This is a genomic window from Candidatus Chryseobacterium colombiense (assembly GCA_029203185.1).
In the GTDB taxonomy this organism is placed as follows: Bacteria; Bacteroidota; Bacteroidia; order Flavobacteriales; family Weeksellaceae; genus Chryseobacterium; species Chryseobacterium colombiense.
Genome location: CP119310.1, coordinates 1,709,275 through 1,727,307 on the forward strand (window position 1 = coordinate 1,709,275; position 18,033 = coordinate 1,727,307).

Below are 18,033 nucleotides of genomic sequence, written 5' to 3' on the forward strand. Positions count from 1 at the left end.
TATTCTTTCTTAATTTATTGATCCTGTTTTTCCAAAGTCATCATCAAATATCCTGAAGCCGAAAAGCATAATTGCTCGGTTCCCAATGGCAATAGTTTATCCGTTGAATAATATTCCCTGAAATGAAAATCTTTTTCCTGCATCAACTGTTCGTACTGTGAAAGTATCTTCCCGGGAATTTCCGTTATGCCCTTTCTCTTAAGTCCTAAACAAAGCCATCCCAGAAATATAGGCCAGGAACCGCCGTTGTGAAAATGATGCGGCTCGTTTTTAAAGCTGTAACTGTAGTTGTTTTCCAGAAGTTTCCAGTCGTAATCGCCGGGATAAATCACGGGATAGAATACGGGAAGCATCCAGTGTCCGAATTCTTTATAAAGTTCTTCCAAAAATCTGATAAAAGCTTCAAAATCCAATTCAAAACCCAGAAGAATGGCCAAAGCATTTCCTGCAAGATCGAAACGGGCATCATAACCATTGGCATTCAGCGAAGCCCAGAAATAAGGCTTGGACTCCGTTCTGGAGTATGCTGTTTCGTGGTATTTTGGTTCAGATGAATCGTTCTTGTAAAAATTTTCCTGGATTAAATTTCGGACATGCGCTGTCTGTTTTTCCAGTTCATTATTTTGATAAAGTTCCGCTGCATTTTTCAATGCCCAATAGCGCAAAACATTGTCATAGAGTGTATATCCTGAAGTCACATACTCATCTGCCCAATTGCCACCAAGCGGGCTGTAAACCAATCCTCTTTGATTGTATTCCCAAGATTTAAGACAGGAAAGTGCCTTGAAAATCTTTTCTTCGAGGTCTTTTTTAAGTTCTGTTTTATGACATCTGATCATATATTCGCAGGTAACTACTACCCACCAAGTTGTCGCATCAGTCCTGCCGACGTGTGTTCCGTAACTCGCTTTTCCATTCACGACATTGGACGGAATCTGCCCGTTTTCTGCCTGGTATTTGGCAAGCGTAAGGATAGATTGTTCCAGACCTGCAAGAATCTCTTCATCATTAACCAAAATCCCGGCATAGCCCGTCATCATAGAATCTCTTGCCCAGACTCTGGCATAGTTATCCTTTTGCTGAGCTGATGCTAAAATCCCCTCTTCTGTAATAGCTTTTCTGATAATTTCTATGGCTTCCTGTTGATACATAAATTTAGGTTTTAATAAAGCGGAATAAGTAATTGAGTTTGTTCCGCTTTTTATAAATTATTTACAAGTCAAATTTTACACTCACACTGTAGCTGGCTCCCGGAAGTGTTCTCGCTCTCACAATTCCGTTTCCGCCGGCAATGGAACCTTCTTCTGCCTCTGTCACTGCAATGGCATTGAAAATATTGTTTGCATTCAAGCTCACAGAAAGGTTTTTAAGCACCTGATAAGATACATATGGATTTACGATGGCATAGCCCGGCATTACCAGTTTATTATTATCTTGGGTAAACGCTTTGGTGGCACCAATCAAATAGAACCCAACATTGAATTTGTCCATATTGAAGTTAGGATTGAATGAGTACATCAATTTCGGTGTTCTTCTCGGCATATTTCCAATGATAGTAGGGTCAATGGCATTTTTAATCTCTGCATGAGTATAGGTAATACCGGCTTTCACATCTAACCCCTTTGTAATTTTGTAATAACCATCCAATTCTACCCCGAAAGACTGGTATTTATTTTCGGTTTTTCTCTGCGTGGTCGCTTCATAATTGGCTTCCTTAGTACCAGCATAGAACAACGTGGTGTTAAGGAAGTATCCTGAGCCTCTTAATTTATATCCAGCTTCCACCTGATTAACCTTATTTACTTTCACAGCATCCAAAGCCGGATCATCATTATTCGTATAATTGTAACCGGAAAACAGGATTCTGTCCGCAGATGCGCTTCCGCCCTGACTCACTCTTGCAAATACAGCATTTTTGTTGTTCAAAGCATAGTTTGCCCCTACTGAATATCCGAAGATTCCGTATCTGTAATTCACAGGAACATTGATGTTATCATTGGAGCCAACCATCTGCTCAGGAATGTCAATCACACCGTTTCCGTTCATATCGCGGCTGGTGTAAGTTACCGTGGCGCCTGAGAAATAGCCTGTTACTTTTCCGATGTCATATCTAGCACCCGCATCGATTGTTAATTTATCTGTAGCGTTGATTTCCACCTGAGCGTGCGGAGCGGTAATATCATATTTGGTGTTATAATCTCTTTTCAGGTTGCCCCAGTCCTTCATTCCGTAGTTAAGCAGACCATTATCGGTAATGTACTGTCCAGAAGTATTTTTCACATCAACTAATCTTGCATTGTTATCGCTGACTTCCTGCAGATAGTTATTCCACATCCAGGACATATTGATGTTCTGGGAAGATTTGTACAACCCTGCATTAAATTTCACAATATCCCATTTTTTGCTGATGTTAAAGTCGTTTACAAAATTATTGAAGTTGTTAAGCTTTACATTAAATAGAGCGATTTTCATATAATTGGCATTCATATCAACCGGCGCGTTGGTTCCCGCATAGACCGCACTTCCGAAATTGGCGAAATTAGTGGCATTGAAGAAATCACTTCCTTTACTCACACTAGCCGGGAAAGGCGCCACAAATTGTCCGTCATTGGCTGCATATCTGATTTTCTCTTCTAATTTCCAGCCTTCACCTAGGTTGTAATTAAATTCTGCACCGATCACTTTTGACAAAGAATGCATCCCGTCCGATACATCGGTATTGAAGATATTACCATCATTCCCCAACGTTCTGTCGTGTTGTAGGTTGATGGTTTGTAAAGCTCCCGTCAGAATATTGTAATTAGGCAGTGAAGACCATTTTGGGTCAGCATCCGTTCCGGTAACGCCAACAGGCATCGGCATATAGGCTGCTGTTCTGTCATCCAATAATTTAGCATAAACCCGGAAACTTCCTTTTTCAAATTTCTTAAGGAAAGAAAGCCTGAACTGACCACCATTATTGGAATTGAAACCCGTTTTTCTTGGGCCGTCTCCTATTCTGTAGAATCCTCCGACCGCCATATAAGTATCATCGCCTATTTTGGTTCCGTAATCAAAATCGGTTCTGTAATTTTTGTAGTTAAGTCCCATCTGCTGAGTAATGCTTCCCCCTTCTTTCTCGCCTGTCTTGGTTATAAAGTTGATAATCCCCGCCGGAGAGTTGCTTGCGAATACAGATGCCGAACCTCCTCTGAGCGCCTCAACTCTTGATACAAACGAGTCAAATCTTGTAAACTGGTCCTGGGTTCCGAAAGCGATGTCTCCAAATTGCATGACCGGAAGACCATCTTCCTGAATGAGCAGATATCTGGAACCTCCAGCTGAAACAGGAACTCCTCTAACAGTAATATTGGAGTTTCCCTCCCCTCCCGAAGATTCTGAACGGATTCCCGGGATAGTCCGGAAAATCTCTGCTGTCGTTCTTGGTGCCGCATTTTCTATGTCTTTCATTTTTAATGTAGAGATTGAGGTACTGGTCTTGATGGATGCTTTAGGATTAGAGTTCCCTGTAATCACCACTTCATCAATTGTTTTACCTCTGGATACTGTATCATTTACAGTTGTCTGCGAAAACATAAAAGCAGCGGTGTTCATCGCACCGAAAACTAGTAATTTGGTAAACATCTTTGATTCCATATCTTTATGAAGTTTTTGTTATGGGTTAAAAGTATTTTTTTTAGAACATCAAAAATGTGGTTTGAATGGTATATTAATTCTATGTTAACCTCAACCGATTGCACAACCGATTGCGGTTAATAACATTTTTTATTTTTAACTTTTTATTAACATTTAATTGTTTTTATTTAACACTTTTTAACTATTAAAGAAACAAAAACCATCACTAAATTATCCCAAAAATATACTCTATTAACCCAAAATGAAAAGAATCACCATAAAAGACATTGCAAAAATGCTTAATATAAGCACCTCAACTGTATCCCGAGCACTTAAAAATCATCCGGATATCAGCGCATCTGTAAAACAGCGTGTGAAGGAGGTTGCAGATACTTTCAACTATGTTCCGAACGACTTCGCCATTAATTTTCGAAAAAAGTCATCTAAGGTTATCGGACTTATCATACCGGAAATTTCAATGTTTTTTATTCCTTCTATTATTAAAGGAATTTCCTCGGTGCTGCATTCGGAAGGTTATAATTTTTTTGTGCTTTCTTCCGAAGAATCTCTGGGGATGGAAGAGGAAAACCTGCTTACCTGCATTAATTCAAGAGTAGATGGCATTTTGATTTCTCTCAGCAGACAAACGAAGGACTTCAGCCATTTCAACAAAATAAAAGAGATGGAACTTCCCTTGGTTATTTTTGATAAGACCATTCCGCAAAATCACTTTGAAGAGGTGATATTTGACAACAGACTTTATGCACAGACTGCTGCTGAAAAGCTTATAGAGGCTGGCTGTAAAAACATCATTGCCATTTTCGGTGATGAAAACCTGGAAATTTCACAAACCCGAAAAAATCATTTTTTAGAGATTATTGATAAGCACAACGATGTAAGGTGCAAGGTTATCTATTGCGATTCCGCAGATATGGTTAAGGAGAAAATGAACATTATCTTGGATTATGAAGATTTCGACGGCTATTTTGCGATGAGCGACGAAACACTGGCCGGACTGCACAGTTCGCTGGTCAACAAAAAAACAGCTTCTCCAAAAGCTAAGGTCATTGCCATAACGGAAGGTATTCTCCCTAAATACCTTGATGATTCGTATGAATGTATCATTAATGACGGCTTTGAAATGGGAAAAACAGCAGCCATGAAACTATTGACCCTCATAAAAAATCAGCCAGCATAAGTTTTAGAATATATTTTTATCAAAATTAAGTCTCCTAAACCTAAAACATTGATAATAATGATTTCTCAATTTTTAAATATTTTTTTATTTTTTAAACTCTCATTCTATTTATTTTAAAATATTTTAATTAAATTTGGTTTAGTATCAAATTTTTAATTAAATCTATATGAAAAATCTAAAAAAACTAAGAAAAGACCAATTGAAAGGTATTTCTGGAGGTATTAATGTTCCAACCTCTGAATTCTGTATGTATTATTGTAACGGTACAATCGTCTGTGCAACTTGCAGTGATGATTTTAAGTGCCCGGTTACTTCTGAAGAATCCTAAGATCTACCATCAAAAAGAAATCATGAAGCTGTCTCAAAATTGAGATAGCTTTTTTTATGTTTATAAAAAAAGACTTTTGAAACAGCCTCTTTTTATCATAAAATTAAACCTAGTTAAGATCCGCTTGCTAATTCTTCACTTCAGGAAAATTATCTATTATTTCATATTATTAAAATGCCGGATATGATCTTCATGCAGATCAAGAAAGCTCCTGATCTTTAAATCTGCTGAATCAAATTCGATATGATCATATTGGGTCTTTTCAGGAACAACGACCACAGCCATACCAGCAGCTTTTGCCGCGGCAAGACCGGATTTAGAATCCTCAAATACCATGCATTGTGAAGGATTAACCGATAACATCTGCGCTGTTTTAAGATAGATGTCTGGACTGGGCTTACCCTTCTCTACAAATTCTGATGAAAGCGTAGTATCGAAATAGCAATCAATATTCAACTTTTTGAGAACTCTGGGAATAAGTATATCCGGTGAATTGGTAGCAAGACCAATTGTATAGCCTGAGTTTTTGAAGTACGCTAATGTTCTTTCGACTCCCGGCATTATCTTTCCGTCCCCATCTATAAGTTCTCCCACCCTGTTTATAACTTGCTGCTCGACATCGGCTAAACTTATATTCTTCCAGGGTTTAAAACTGAACCAATACTCTGTCACTTCCTTTGTCGTCATGCGGCTGGTTATGGATGAGTGATCTTCTGTAACATCAATTCCCAAGGATCCGAATACTTCTCTTTCAGCTGTTTTCCAGAATGGTTCAGAATCGATCAACAATCCATCCATGTCAAATATAATCGCTTCGATCATGTTTCGGTCTTTCTTATTTTAAGCTATTTTGATAGATCATGCAGACAGACGGCAATGGTATTTCATCCAATTCAAATGTTCCAGCCTTTGATAAAAATCCTTTACTCTCAAAAAATTCGAGAATCGGATTCTTTTGGTATTCATTAATCCAGATTGCATCTACGTATTTGCATACAGAAAAACATTTCTGCCATAATGATTCTTGGACATCAGGCTTCATAAAGCTTTGAAGTATCGAAAAATCTGCTATACGAACAACCCTCTTGTCATTCAGTAATTCAGGAACTTTTCCCCTCGAAGTTACTCTCGCATATCCAACCGCTACATTATCGGCATATACCATGAGGGATTGATTGGACATACTATTCATTTCACTGACAAAATATTTGGGGCTGTAATACTTTTCGATATATTCCTGCAATTGTTGTGAATTCAATACTTGACTGTACTTTTCAATCACCAGTTCATGAACAAGCTTTAAAAGCATATCTATGGATTCATCTGTAGCTAGGGCAAATTTTGTAACTATACTCATGATTAATTTAAAAATTAAAACAAATTTATAACCGTTATCGAAAATGGTCATGATACAAATTACTGAAATATGACCAGTACAGATTCTACTATTTTTTATACTTAAGTCCGATGATTGAAACATCAGTATTACAAAAAGGATGTCAAGAATTAGGCAGTGCCCAATAAGATCTATTTTAAACGTTCTCCTAGCTGTCTGATTGCTTCTATTTTCTTGGGAGAAAAAGTATCTGCAAAAACAAGCCTGAAATATTGCTCAAAAGCTGACGAAAACGAAAAGGTATAGCCCGGTGTAAATCTAATACCTATTTTGTCACATTGTTCATAAAAGAAATTCATATCAATCGTATCGGGCATTTTCACCCATAGGTTATATCCCCCGAATGGCGTCGCCACAGAGATATTTCCAGGAAAATAGCTTAAGAGTAAATTAGTGGCAAAACGGGCATTTCTTGCCAATTGTAACCGAAAAGATCTTACATGACGGTCATAACTGCTGCCCTCAATCAAACGGTTTACCATTTCCTGATACAAAGGAGAAACACTGCTGCCCAGAGAAAATCTGATCTGTTCGGCACGTTCCATAAATTGACCTGAACTCAGCCATCCTAGCCTGATTCCCGGAGCAAGTGTTTTTGCATAGGAGGAATAAGTCAGCACCAGACCACTCTCATCAAAACTCTTTATGGTAGAGGGTCTTTGCCCTTGAAAATAGAGATCTCCATAAATATCATTTTCTATTACAGCAATACGGTGCCGTTGAGCAATATTCAATAACATTTTTTTCTGCTCGTCACTCAGTACTGTTCCCGTTGGGTTATGAAAATTCGGAGTGACCACCACTGCCTTTATGGTGTTCTTTTCACAGGCTTTATTGAAGAAATCCACATCAAATCCAAGCACCGGATCGACGGGAACTTCAATAACTTTAAGCTTCAATACCCTGATCACTTCTAAGACAGAAAAAACGCACGGACTTTCCACTGCAATCACATCCCCCGGATCGCACGTCGCGGAAAGTGCGATATACAATGCCTGCAAAGCTCCGTCTGTAACCAGCAGCTCATCATGGTTGATCATAGTCTGAGAAGATACAGCTTGTTTTATAATGTTTTCCTTTAATGAAGGGAGTCCGCTTGCTGGATAATATCGCAATAAACCGGCTCCTTTCTCCCTGATGATCTGTTGCATGGTCCTTAGCAATAACTTTTGCGGGATAACAAGGTCACCCGGAGCGGCCACATTAAATTCTGAAATTTTTCTGCCCATTCTTAAGGAAGTGGTCAATTCCAGATGATTACTGAAGATGGCATCTCTCACCACTGGCTTATGGTTAATTCTTATTAGCTCTCTGCCCATTTGCATAGTATTGCTAACATAATAACCTGACTTTGGGATACTTTCAACCGCTCCACTAAGAATTAGATGTTCATAACCCATTTGTACGGTACTGCTACTGAGCTGATATTTTTCTTTGATCTGCCTTACTGATGGTAGCTTATGACCGGGCTTGTAAATTCCGTCCCTGATATTTTTTTCAATTTCACTCGTGAATAACTCAAATTTATAGCTCTTCATCTGTATTGGTTATTTTAATTAAAACTGTACCTGTACTACAAATGTAAAGCTTTTAACTTTGATAATCATAATCCCAAATCTCCGATATTGCCATTCACTTAGCTAAAAAATCAACTCTAATCAAATAAAATGAACTCCTGTAAAAATAGCATTAAAAATAATACATCATCTTTTCACAGCCCTTCTTTCAGCTGGGTGGCCCTTCTTTCTTTAGGAACATTCATTGTATTTTTTCAGGGATTTATGGTTGCTCCCATACTTCCACAGCTTTCGGAACTCTTCAAGACTTCTGTTCAACATGTGAGTTTTATAGAACCTGCCTATTTATTAAGTTACGGTATTTCCACATTGATCTATGCGCCCTTATCTGACAGATATGGACGCTTCTCAGTAATTACTTTTTCTCTGTGTGGGTTCATATTGGTTACCGCCTTTACAGGCTTTGCACAAAACATCAATCAGCTTATCTTTCTCAGGTTGTTGACCGGATTACTCGCCGGAGGTGTAGCACCGACAACAATCGGTTGGATCGGTGACAATTTTCCGTATGACAAAAGAGGGCATGCTTTAGGTATTTTTTTCGGTTTTATGGCTGCAGGAACGGCATTTGGTTCAAGTGCCGGTGCATTATTGACTTCATTTGTAGGATGGAGAATGCTGTTTTGGATCGTTGCAGGATTAGGGCTTCTGATACTGGGAATTCTCACTTCAAATCGCAGCAGTTTCTTCCAGAAACAAAATGAAAATATAATCGAGATCAAAACAATGATTTCTGAGTACTATACCATACTCAAACTGAAAAGAGCGCGGCGTACGTATATCTTTGTTCTGCTGAACTCAATGTTTCACAGCGGCATATTTGCATGGACCGGATTTTTCTTTTTCAGCAATTATCATCTTAATGAAAAAGGTGTAGGACTAGCACTGCTTGGATATGGAATACCCGGTCTTTTTCTAGGACCATTTTTAGGAAAAATGGCTGACAGATTCGGCCTTAATAAGATCATTCCCATCGGAATCACAATGGGAGCAATATCCACTCTATTGCTGGCGATGCATTATCCGTTATGGCTTTCCTGTCTTTTAATTGCCACCCTATCCCTTGCTTTTGACATGACACATCCTCTTTTTGCTGCCATCATAACAACCTTATCTGAACGTAAGGACGTTGCAATCGGGCTCTTTGCATTTGTCATGTTTATGGGGTATGGACTTGGAAGCCTGATATTCAGTCTCATTATAAATATTGGTATCAACGAAAGTTTTCAGGTCTTTGGACTTTGTGCAGTCGTGGGAGCAATACTATCAGTTTTTACATTCAAGAATGAAAAGTAATTGTATTACATATATTTCCAATATAGTATAATCTCCTTTGTAATATTCAATGTAAAGATTTACTCTTTTCCGCATTTAAGTTTATTAATGCTATTAAGTACAATAAACTAAGTAAATTAAAAATGAAAGCCCGTCCGTCCTATTTAATAGTTTTTTTACGGTCTTATAATTTTTTCAGCCAGAAGAATGAGTTCATTTTGAGTGCCCTGATCTGCTTCATTAGATAATAGAACTATTCCCGAATTTAATTCCGGATAGAATAACATATAGCTGCTAAATCCCAGGCTTCCACCAGTATGTGAGATACTAAGTCTGCCATCTTCTGTTTTTTTTACTTTCCAGTTAAGTGCGATGGCACCATCTTCAATTTTGCCAAAAATTGGCTGATGACTTAACTTCACGGCAGTATTTTTTTCATTGAGTTGAAACATCATATACTTCAGCATATCCGAAGTGGAAGAAGCTATGCTTGCAGCTACTCTTAAATCCTCCCAGTCAGTCACAGGCATGATACGTCCTTTCCCATCATAACCTTTTGCCATATTGATAGGCAGGTTATGAGATTCAAGAAGATAGGTATTTTTCAATTTTAATGGCCTTACGAAATACTTTTTAAGGAGATTGTCATATGAATCATGATAAACATCTTCCAGTATGTAGCCAAGCAATTGTGCTGCGGTATTGCAATGCCTAGAAATGCTTCCCGGCAATACCTTTATATTCACCTGATGAAGGTCTTTGTAGAAATTCTCCCTGCTGTATTTTGTATGTACAGAATCCAAAATATAAGGAATGGAGTCAGGATCTGCCTTTCCGAAAATATCTTTATCCGGCATCCAATTGGGTAAGCCTGAAGTGAGATTAGCTAAATTAAGTAATGTAATGGGTGTTCCGTTGTAGTTCAGATTTGGATAATCTTCTTTGAGATACTTTCTAATATCATCAGTAAGGTCTACCTTTTTATCAACAACAGCCTGTGCGAGTAAAGTTGCACCAAATGTTTTTGTGATAGAGGCCAATTCATATACTGTATTTTCCGTAGGGAGATTTTGTCTGCCATTTTCGGTAGAACCATAATTATAAAGATATTGTTGCCCGTTTTTAATAATACCGATTGATATACCCACCCTTGAATTATTTTGCATAAAAGAAGACACTGACAGATCTACCAATGAATCAAAGGGCGTTTTAAGTTTGTTATCGGAGGGTAATTTTATTTGATTTGTTTGAGCAAACCATGCTGTATTGGCCAGAAATCCTAAAAATAAGAATAGATTTTTCATATTGAATTAAGTTTTTGAAAGAAAATTTGGGATTTATTAATCTACGGAAGAATAAATAAAATTTGAACTGACTATTAATTTAATACTTATAATAAAGACAAATTAGTCAATCATTTCATTACATATCAGGGAACTGGCGTACAAATACGTTTGCTTGAAATCAAAACCTCTAACTTATTTAATACAAACAAAATATTCAATCATATTGCTTATTCCAGTAATTTTAAAGTTTAGCTCCGTATTAAGAAATTCCAAAATTAAAAACTCCTTATTCGGATGACTGTTGATCATCAATATTTCATTTCATCGGTTACTTTTGCAATTTAGTTGGCCCTATTCTTTTCATCAAACATCACCTGACGCCCTCCCGATTTCACTTTACGATTTCCAAAATTGTAGGTTAGTGAAACAGAAAGGTTTCTGCCATCGTAGTAGTTATTAAAATAATGGGTTGAATCTACATAATAGATTTCACCGTGGCTTTTAGCTTGACGAAAAATATCAGAAACATAAACATTTATCAGTAGATCTTTGTTCATCAGGTTTAGTTTCAGGCCGGCCGTAAAATTACCTACAAAATAGGAATAGGTGTTCCCAATACTGGAAGGCAAACGGAACCAATAATTCATTAGGAATTGTACGCTTTTATCTTTGGTTAATGAGAAATTGTTTTTGGCGTCAAAACTGATACTGTTTCCTTTTCTGGAGGCCGCATCAGTGGCAAAAACCTGTGTTTTCATATAAGACAGATCTCCAGAGTAGTTGGCTTCCCAAAAATTAAAGAAAGTATCTGAATAATTCAGTGATATGCCTGTACTATTTTTGTTAAAAAAGTTGTAAAAATTACTGGTCTTATTCTCACCCTCCAGAACAACCAGTTGTGCAAAGGCATTCAGTTCCCGCTGGAAGTAAGTGGAAACAAAAAATTTACCTTTATATAGGTATGACAATTCGAAATTATGATTGACAGAAGGGTTAAGCGCAGGATTTCCGGAATAGTAAGAATTGATATTCGTGTACCATCGGAATGGATTAAGTGCACGGAATCCCGGTCTGTTGATACGTTTGGAATAATTGATACTGAAAGTATTATTTTCATTAGTTTTATAAGTCAGATAAGCCGTAGGGAAAAACTTACCATAGGAATTTTCTGAGCTTTGACCTGATGAAACAGAGTTTCCACTGATAGTGGAATATTCATACCTTAGTCCGGCTTTCACTGTCCATCTTTCGCCAAGCCGTTTTTCCATTCCTACATAAGCAGCATAATTTTTTTCATTATAATTGAAAAGATCACTCTTTATGGGGTCAGTTACATAATCCTGACCGACAAGATTCTGATATTGCAGATCTGAATTGTTATCAAAATTGGTAAATTTAATTCCGGCTTCTGTCTTTGCAAATTCAAATGGCAGCGTAAGATCAGCCTGACCGGAATAGATCTTATAATCCAGTTCAGACGGAGTTCTCACAACGTAGGAATTAGCAGAATTATCTTGAGTCGTAAAATCGATATTGCTGCTGGGTGTATTGGAGAAATAATTACCTGTTATGCTGAGTTTATTACTGCGCTTCCCGAACTTGATATCATAATAGGCACTTACCGTGGCTTGTCTGTTGTCATTACGATGTTCTGCATAGGTGGATAAAGTATTCGTATAGTTTTGATTCTGGAAATAATCCGAAGTGTTCATGATGTCCATTCCTGATTTTCCGGATCCGTAGTCAATCACAAATCCAAGACCTGAATTGCTATTGATCTCATAATCTGAACTGAAATTGAGACCCGTGCCTTTCCAGAAATCCCTTCTGTCATCAGCACTTTTCAGACCGTCCGAGCCGACGATTGTATAATTTTCATAGGAATGCTTCTGACTGTCATATTGCCTCAGTTTTAATGAAGACCTTACCTTTTCATTTTGATAATTTACGGTAGCAGAGTTTGAATTGCCTGTATAGGTAGTCTGAAACAGACTTGTTGTTACACTTCCATTCCAGCCCAGATTTTGATTTTTCTTCAGAACGATGTTGATGAGACCACTATTACCTTGCGCTTCATATTTGGCTGGAGGCGCTGTGATCACCTCTATTTTTTCAATGTTTTCTGATCGAAGGCTTCTGAGATAATTGATTAGCTCGGATCCGGAAAGGTTTAACATCCGCTCATTCACCATTACTGAAACTCCGCTTTTCCCAACCATTGATATCCCTGCATTCTCATCTACTTTGATCTGTGGCGTAGCGTCCAATGTCTGCAAACCGTCCATTCCTTGTGAGGCTACAGAATTGGATACGTTAAAAATCATCCGGTCCGCTTTTCTCTCTATAAGCTTTTTCCTGGCTGTTACGGTTACCCCTTCAATTTGCTTTTCATTTACATCTGCAATCAAAAGATCATAGCTGATATTACCGTTGACCTCAACTTCTCCCTGATAAAATATTTTCCCATCATATATGCACTCTATATTATATTTTCCGTTTTCCGCCAATTTCAAATTAAAATGGCCCTTTTCGTCTGAGATCGCCGACTGTTTGTAATTATCTTTTCTGGCAATAATCTCTGCATAAGAGATCGTATTTTTTGATTTTTTAACCGTTCCGTTGATACTTTGTGATAAAGCGAATAAAGGCATTAAAAGTAAAACTGACGATGTTGTCTTCAGCATGGTTGTCATTTTTGAGTTTGTTATATAATGACAATTCTAAACTGTTTGGTATTACATTGCAATCGTGTTTATTTATAATATCCGGTAAAAAACAAGGCAAATCTTAAGGGATATTATTTTTATTACCAAGTATAGTTCAACAACTTATGTACGCTCCAGGTTAACAAAATAATATAAACAATTGAATCATTAAGAAGGAACCTGACCCAATTTATATTTACAATCTTCTCCAAAAGCAATGGAGAATCTGAAGTAAACCTGTATATCTTAGATGTCAGACTTTCGGATGGTTCCGTAATCAATGCTTGCAATAGTCTAAAAAAGGCAATAAAGCGATACCAGTTCTCTTTATGAGCGCACATGCCAAAACATTTGAAATTGAGAAACGTTGTAATCCAATCGTGTTGATAGATTTAGGGAACAATCGTGATAAAAAGGTAGATCATAAATATGCCGATAAGCACAAATCCCTGCATAATATTTGTTTTTCCTGTGGCCAGCGAGATCGTGATGATAAATAGCGATAGCCCCAGGAGAACTGTCGATTTGATGTCGATTCCCAATGTCATCCGAATCCCGCTGATTACCGATATGATCGCAATGGCAGGAATGCTCAGTCCGATGCTTGCCAACGCAGAACCAAACGCCAGGTTCAGCGAAGTCTGTATCCGGTCATTTTTGGCTGCCCTGACTGCCGCAAGAGCTTCCGGTAAGAGCACGATTCCTGCAATGATAACACCTACTGCGGATCTTGGTGCTCCCACAGCTACCACAAGATATTCTACATCTTTTGAAAGAAGCTTAGCCATTATAACAACCACGCCCAAACTTACGATCAGCATAAAACTGCTGATATACATATTCTTTCTTGAAACTTTGTTTTTACCATCGTATTCCACAGTTTTTTCCTTCGCTTTGTCACTGGGCGATATAAAAAAGCTCCGATGCCTGATCGTCTGCACCATTGTAAATCCTAGATAAAGAGCCAAACATAACAATGCGATAAACAAAAGCTGAAATGAAGTATACTCACCTCCCCGATGACTAATCGTATAGTTAGGTAATATCAGAACAAAAACAACCACTGCTGTCAGAGTGATAAGAGCCGTACTTACACCTTTCAAAGTGAAGGACTGCTCCCTATATCTTATTGATCCAATAACAATACAGATACCGATAATTCCATTAAGGATGAGCATAACTGCTGCAAAGACCGTATCTCTTGCCAGAGTGATAGTCTCAAGACCTTGCGCTCCAAGCATAATGGAAATAATCAGACCCACCTCGATGACTGTTATGGCAAATGCCAGAAGAAGGGTACCAAAAGGCTCACCCAGCTGGTGTGCAAGCACTTCGGAGTGATAGACCGCTGTGAGCACGCTTCCCAGTAAAAGGGCTGTTAACAGGATCGAATAATAACCTGATGAAAAGATGAAGCTCCCAAAATAGAAGAGCCAAGATAAAAGCGGTACGACAATCGCCCAATACCGTAAGCATTTATGTTGATTCATAAAGAAGAATACAATTTAATTTTTTGATTGGGTAAGAGCTTATCATCTTTCTACAACAAAATGCGATCAATGTGCATATAAGCCATTACCCGGTAAGTTTATATGAAGAAAGAAATAGTAGCTCTATTTGAATTGATACAGAAACACAACATTGCCTGTATAGGCGGGTTTCGACTCATCCTTGATCACGAGTCTTGCACCGACAACGACCTTGACCATTCCCCGAAGGTCATTCACCGATCTGATAATAGCCTGCAATGATACTTCAGAATTTACCTTTACAGGCATGCCAAATCTCAGGTCTTCAATTCCGTAATTGATCTCAAGGCTTACATTCTGCACCGATGCGATTTGCTTCCATAGATATGGGATCAGCGCAAGGGTCAGGTATCCGTGGGCTATGGTTGATCCGTAAGGACTTTCAATGGATGCCCTCTCGCTATCCACGTGAATCCACTGGTGATCCAAAGTGGCATCTGCAAATCTGTCGATCTGCTTTTGATCAATCGTATGCCATGGAGAACTTCCGACCATGACTCCCTCCAGTGACTTATATTCTTCGTAATTGTTGATGATTCTCATATATTTATGATTTAATAGTTCAATGCAGCAGTATGATTTCCGTAAAAAGATTAAAAGCCTCTCGCAATATGCGGGAGGCCGGTAATATAACTAATATAATAATTACTATACTGATCAGATTATGCCAATTTAACGTTGATTGCGCTTAAACCTTTATCTCCTTTCTGTACGTTGAAAACAACCTCGTCGTTCTCACGGATGCCTCTTGACTGAAGTCCTGAGGTATGTACAAAGATGTCTGCGCCACCTTCTGATGGTGCGATGAAACCGAAGCCTTTTGCTTCATTGAAAAATTTTACGGTGCCTTTTTGCATTGTAATAAAATTAAAAATTAATATAATGGGATCTGTACACTTTACAGATTTCATTTTTGAAATAAAATTATGATCTGTAGGACAAACTCAAACATTTGTTTTATCTACTTATCATTCTTTGCGCGGCTCATTGATGCTATGCATAAGATATCTAAATATCTCGGTCTGCAATATCGGGTCACTTTTTAAGATCAAAGGAATCGAGATTCTCAATATCATTAAAAAATTGGATCTATAAACGGGGGAACTGTAGAAGCAAGACCGATCGGTGTCATGGGACCGGTTAAGCAAAGGCAGGAACCTTTCTTTATGAATACTTTGCAAATGTAGAACTATATTCTTCAAAATCAAAAAAATATAAATAGTTGATTATCATTGTTTTATTTGTACATTACGCACACAGAAGAATTATTTGCACAGTGCGGATGATCAAAAATTCCGTAAACATGCAGACCCATCCAATTATACCTCAGACCCTATCTCAAACCATTGGAGAGCATTCCTCACCACAGGTTCGTATTGCTTATTTCATTATGGTACACCAGCGACCTGAGACCTTTAAAGCCTTGTTTGAAAAAATTTATACCCGTGATCAATTTTACCTGATACACATTGACCGGAAAGCCAGCTCCGAAACAACGGAAGCGATCCAGGATTATATCGTTCAATATCCGAAGTCTACATTCTGGAAAGTATGAATATCGTCTCAGGGGCTTCAGCATGATCCAGGCTGAGCTCAACGCAATGGAATTCTTACTCAATGCCAGCAAGCAGTGGGATTATTTGATTAACCTAAGTGGCAAAGACATTCCATTAAGGTCCCAACAAATCATCCGGCAGTTTCTGACTGTCAATGCGGGGAGAAACTACATTTTCTACTACGATCAGAAATTTTACAGACCCGACACATTGAGGAGGATTCAGAATCATTTTACTGCATTGACCTATAGGATATCCTCACTAATCTACAAAAGAGACTTTATGAAAAATGTCACTCCATACATTGGCGGCAAATGGTTTATTTTTACAAGGGAAACATGCTCTTTCTTAATCAACAATGAGAAAGTAATGGACTTTGAAGATTATTATCTGCATACCCTCCTCCCTGCTGAGTCCTTCTTTCAGACCGTTCTAATGAATACTGATTTCAACGATATTATTGTGAATGACGACAAAAGAGCGACTTTTAATCCACCGTTGATAGGCAAAGACAATTATTACAACCAGTTCCTCAGATTTTTAAAAGAAAGCAATAGCATTTTTATTAATAAGGTCGGAGACATAACTAGTGAGCGAACAACCGAACGTATTGTTAACAGTTACGATCTTCCGTTGCCGGAAGTCAATGAGATTGAAAGAGAATTGAAAAGAGATAAGCCGGGCTTCAATTGATCCCACAGACTTACAAGACATATGGCAATTTTTGTTTCATTCAGTACTGAATGATGTTTCGGCGCTACTGTAATGCTTAGCAATGCAATAAAAAATGTATTACGAAGAAAGTCTTTCCATCTAATATACAATATTAGTTATCTAAAACATAAGGGTACTTAAGTATAAGTGTTTACTTACAGTATTTGTTCAAACAATCTTTGTTTTTCAATTTATACTATTTCAAAATAGATTCATGTTTTTTATTTTCGAAAAATATTATTTAATTCAATAAAATTTATATTTATCAACTTGTTTGAAATGCTGCCAAGCAAACCCTTAATTACGCTTATGAAGTTGGAGTTCATTAAATCATAAGTGATTGTATATTGGATATTGTTTTTATTCAGGTAAATCAGATCCCCGAATTTTCTTGGTAATCACCATTCTTAATCGATCTTCATATTGGTCTGCCCACTGTCCTAAAGTACCTATTACAGGGATCAAACTCTCACCAAACTTCGTTAAAGAATATTCCACTTTTGGAGGAACCACCGGATAGATCGTTTTTGTAACCAGTTCGTGATCTTCAAGTTCTTTCAGCTGAATATTTAAAACTCTTCGTGATGCATCTGGTATTTTCCGTTGCAATTCACTCGGCCTTTTATGGCCCTGATTAATAAACCATAGCAAACGAATTTTCCATTTGCCATACAATACTTCACCAATCAGATCAAGACCACAATTCAGGTTCGGAATTATTTTTCTCTCATACATAATGTAAAAGTAAGCGTATGTTCCGATTTGTACAATAGGGGAATAATTTACCCCTATATGAATCGTAATTCCGTACTTGTACGAACTGTTTTTATAGCCCAATTTTGTCCTATAAAACA

15 protein-coding genes are annotated in these 18,033 nt (G+C 37.7%); 4 read left to right on the forward strand and 11 right to left on the reverse strand.

The genetic code is table 11. From position 1 onward, the window contains the following. Positions 1-14: 14 nt before the first annotated feature. Both P0Y62_07515 and P0Y62_07520 read right to left on the reverse strand, forming a co-directional pair. On the reverse strand, positions 15-1,151 hold the full coding sequence (locus P0Y62_07515) for a glycoside hydrolase 100 family protein (protein WEK71401.1): 1,137 nt from the start codon (positions 1,149-1,151) through the stop codon (positions 15-17). A 61-nt stretch (positions 1,152-1,212) separates the two neighbouring features. Continuing rightward, complete coding sequence (locus P0Y62_07520; protein ID WEK71402.1) at positions 1,213-3,636, reverse strand: TonB-dependent receptor; 2,424 nt, start codon at positions 3,634-3,636, stop codon at positions 1,213-1,215. Positions 3,637-3,877: 241 nt separating this feature from the next. On the opposite strand from P0Y62_07520, the gene P0Y62_07525 reads away from it, so the two are divergent. Further along, on the forward strand, positions 3,878-4,813 hold the full coding sequence (locus P0Y62_07525; GenBank protein ID WEK71403.1) for a LacI family DNA-binding transcriptional regulator: 936 nt from the start codon (positions 3,878-3,880) through the stop codon (positions 4,811-4,813). A 484-nt stretch (positions 4,814-5,297) separates the two neighbouring features. Here the strand turns inward: P0Y62_07525 and hxpB are convergent, their stop codons facing one another. From hxpB to P0Y62_07540, 3 genes are all read right to left on the reverse strand, one after another. Continuing rightward, complete coding sequence (hxpB, locus tag P0Y62_07530; protein ID WEK71404.1) at positions 5,298-5,963, reverse strand: hexitol phosphatase HxpB; 666 nt, start codon at positions 5,961-5,963, stop codon at positions 5,298-5,300. Between the two features lie 13 nt (positions 5,964-5,976). Then, positions 5,977-6,498, reverse strand: a complete 522-nt coding sequence (locus P0Y62_07535) for a hypothetical protein (protein WEK71405.1) — start codon at positions 6,496-6,498, stop codon at positions 5,977-5,979. Positions 6,499-6,668: 170 nt separating this feature from the next. Next, positions 6,669-8,075 (reverse strand): PLP-dependent aminotransferase family protein, encoded by a 1,407-nt coding sequence (locus P0Y62_07540; protein WEK71406.1) that lies wholly within the window; start codon positions 8,073-8,075, stop codon positions 6,669-6,671. Positions 8,076-8,204: 129 nt separating this feature from the next. On the opposite strand from P0Y62_07540, the gene P0Y62_07545 reads away from it, so the two are divergent. Beyond that, positions 8,205-9,410 (forward strand): MFS transporter, encoded by a 1,206-nt coding sequence (locus P0Y62_07545; protein ID WEK71407.1) that lies wholly within the window; start codon positions 8,205-8,207, stop codon positions 9,408-9,410. A 155-nt stretch (positions 9,411-9,565) separates the two neighbouring features. On the opposite strand, the gene P0Y62_07550 is transcribed toward P0Y62_07545, so the two are convergent. From P0Y62_07550 to P0Y62_07570, 5 genes are all read right to left on the reverse strand, one after another. Then, positions 9,566-10,693, reverse strand: coding sequence for a serine hydrolase (locus P0Y62_07550; protein WEK71408.1), 1,128 nt, complete (start codon positions 10,691-10,693; stop codon positions 9,566-9,568). Between the two features lie 323 nt (positions 10,694-11,016). After that, positions 11,017-13,359, reverse strand: a complete 2,343-nt coding sequence (locus tag P0Y62_07555) for a TonB-dependent receptor (protein ID WEK71409.1) — start codon at positions 13,357-13,359, stop codon at positions 11,017-11,019. A gap of 413 nt (positions 13,360-13,772) precedes the next feature. Beyond that, positions 13,773-14,870: an ionic transporter y4hA gene (locus P0Y62_07560; GenBank protein ID WEK71410.1), complete on the reverse strand. Its 1,098-nt coding sequence runs from the start codon at positions 14,868-14,870 to the stop codon at positions 13,773-13,775. A 123-nt stretch (positions 14,871-14,993) separates the two neighbouring features. After that, a complete protein-coding gene (locus P0Y62_07565; GenBank protein WEK71411.1) occupies positions 14,994-15,452 on the reverse strand; it encodes a MaoC family dehydratase in 459 nt (152 codons plus the stop codon). A gap of 119 nt (positions 15,453-15,571) precedes the next feature. Further along, complete coding sequence (locus tag P0Y62_07570; GenBank protein ID WEK71412.1) at positions 15,572-15,766, reverse strand: cold shock domain-containing protein; 195 nt, start codon at positions 15,764-15,766, stop codon at positions 15,572-15,574. 446 nt (positions 15,767-16,212) lie between these two features. Between P0Y62_07570 and P0Y62_07575 the strand changes: the two genes are divergently transcribed. Continuing rightward, a complete protein-coding gene (locus P0Y62_07575) occupies positions 16,213-16,464 on the forward strand; it encodes a hypothetical protein (protein ID WEK71413.1) in 252 nt (83 codons plus the stop codon). A gap of 22 nt (positions 16,465-16,486) precedes the next feature. Next, entirely contained in the window at positions 16,487-17,158 is a 672-nt protein-coding gene (locus P0Y62_07580; GenBank protein WEK71414.1) for a beta-1,6-N-acetylglucosaminyltransferase, read from the forward strand. A 381-nt stretch (positions 17,159-17,539) separates the two neighbouring features. Here the strand turns inward: P0Y62_07580 and P0Y62_07585 are convergent, their stop codons facing one another. Beyond that, the gene (locus P0Y62_07585) at positions 17,540-18,016 is read right to left on the reverse strand and encodes a helix-turn-helix domain-containing protein (protein WEK71415.1); all 477 of its coding nucleotides are present in this window, start codon (positions 18,014-18,016) and stop codon (positions 17,540-17,542) included. Positions 18,017-18,033: the final 17 nt, after the last annotated feature.

What these genes read in the sequence shown, in the direction of transcription:
- P0Y62_07515 (WEK71401.1), bottom strand. Translation starts at nt 1,151, where the DNA reads ATGTATCAACAGGAAGCCATAGAAATTATCAGAAAAGCTATTACAGAA.
- P0Y62_07520 (WEK71402.1), bottom strand. Translation starts at nt 3,636, where the DNA reads ATGGAATCAAAGATGTTTACCAAATTACTAGTTTTCGGTGCGATGAAC.
- P0Y62_07525 (WEK71403.1), top strand. Translation starts at nt 3,878, where the DNA reads ATGAAAAGAATCACCATAAAAGACATTGCAAAAATGCTTAATATAAGC.
- hxpB (WEK71404.1), bottom strand. Translation starts at nt 5,963, where the DNA reads ATGATCGAAGCGATTATATTTGACATGGATGGATTGTTGATCGATTCT.
- P0Y62_07535 (WEK71405.1), bottom strand. Translation starts at nt 6,498, where the DNA reads ATGAGTATAGTTACAAAATTTGCCCTAGCTACAGATGAATCCATAGAT.
- P0Y62_07540 (WEK71406.1), bottom strand. Translation starts at nt 8,075, where the DNA reads ATGAAGAGCTATAAATTTGAGTTATTCACGAGTGAAATTGAAAAAAAT.
- P0Y62_07545 (WEK71407.1), top strand. Translation starts at nt 8,205, where the DNA reads ATGAACTCCTGTAAAAATAGCATTAAAAATAATACATCATCTTTTCAC.
- P0Y62_07550 (WEK71408.1), bottom strand. Translation starts at nt 10,693, where the DNA reads ATGAAAAATCTATTCTTATTTTTAGGATTTCTGGCCAATACAGCATGG.
- P0Y62_07555 (WEK71409.1), bottom strand. Translation starts at nt 13,359, where the DNA reads ATGCTGAAGACAACATCGTCAGTTTTACTTTTAATGCCTTTATTCGCT.
- P0Y62_07560 (WEK71410.1), bottom strand. Translation starts at nt 14,870, where the DNA reads ATGAATCAACATAAATGCTTACGGTATTGGGCGATTGTCGTACCGCTT.
- P0Y62_07565 (WEK71411.1), bottom strand. Translation starts at nt 15,452, where the DNA reads ATGAGAATCATCAACAATTACGAAGAATATAAGTCACTGGAGGGAGTC.
- P0Y62_07570 (WEK71412.1), bottom strand. Translation starts at nt 15,766, where the DNA reads ATGCAAAAAGGCACCGTAAAATTTTTCAATGAAGCAAAAGGCTTCGGT.
- P0Y62_07575 (WEK71413.1), top strand. Translation starts at nt 16,213, where the DNA reads ATGCAGACCCATCCAATTATACCTCAGACCCTATCTCAAACCATTGGA.
- P0Y62_07580 (WEK71414.1), top strand. Translation starts at nt 16,487, where the DNA reads ATGATCCAGGCTGAGCTCAACGCAATGGAATTCTTACTCAATGCCAGC.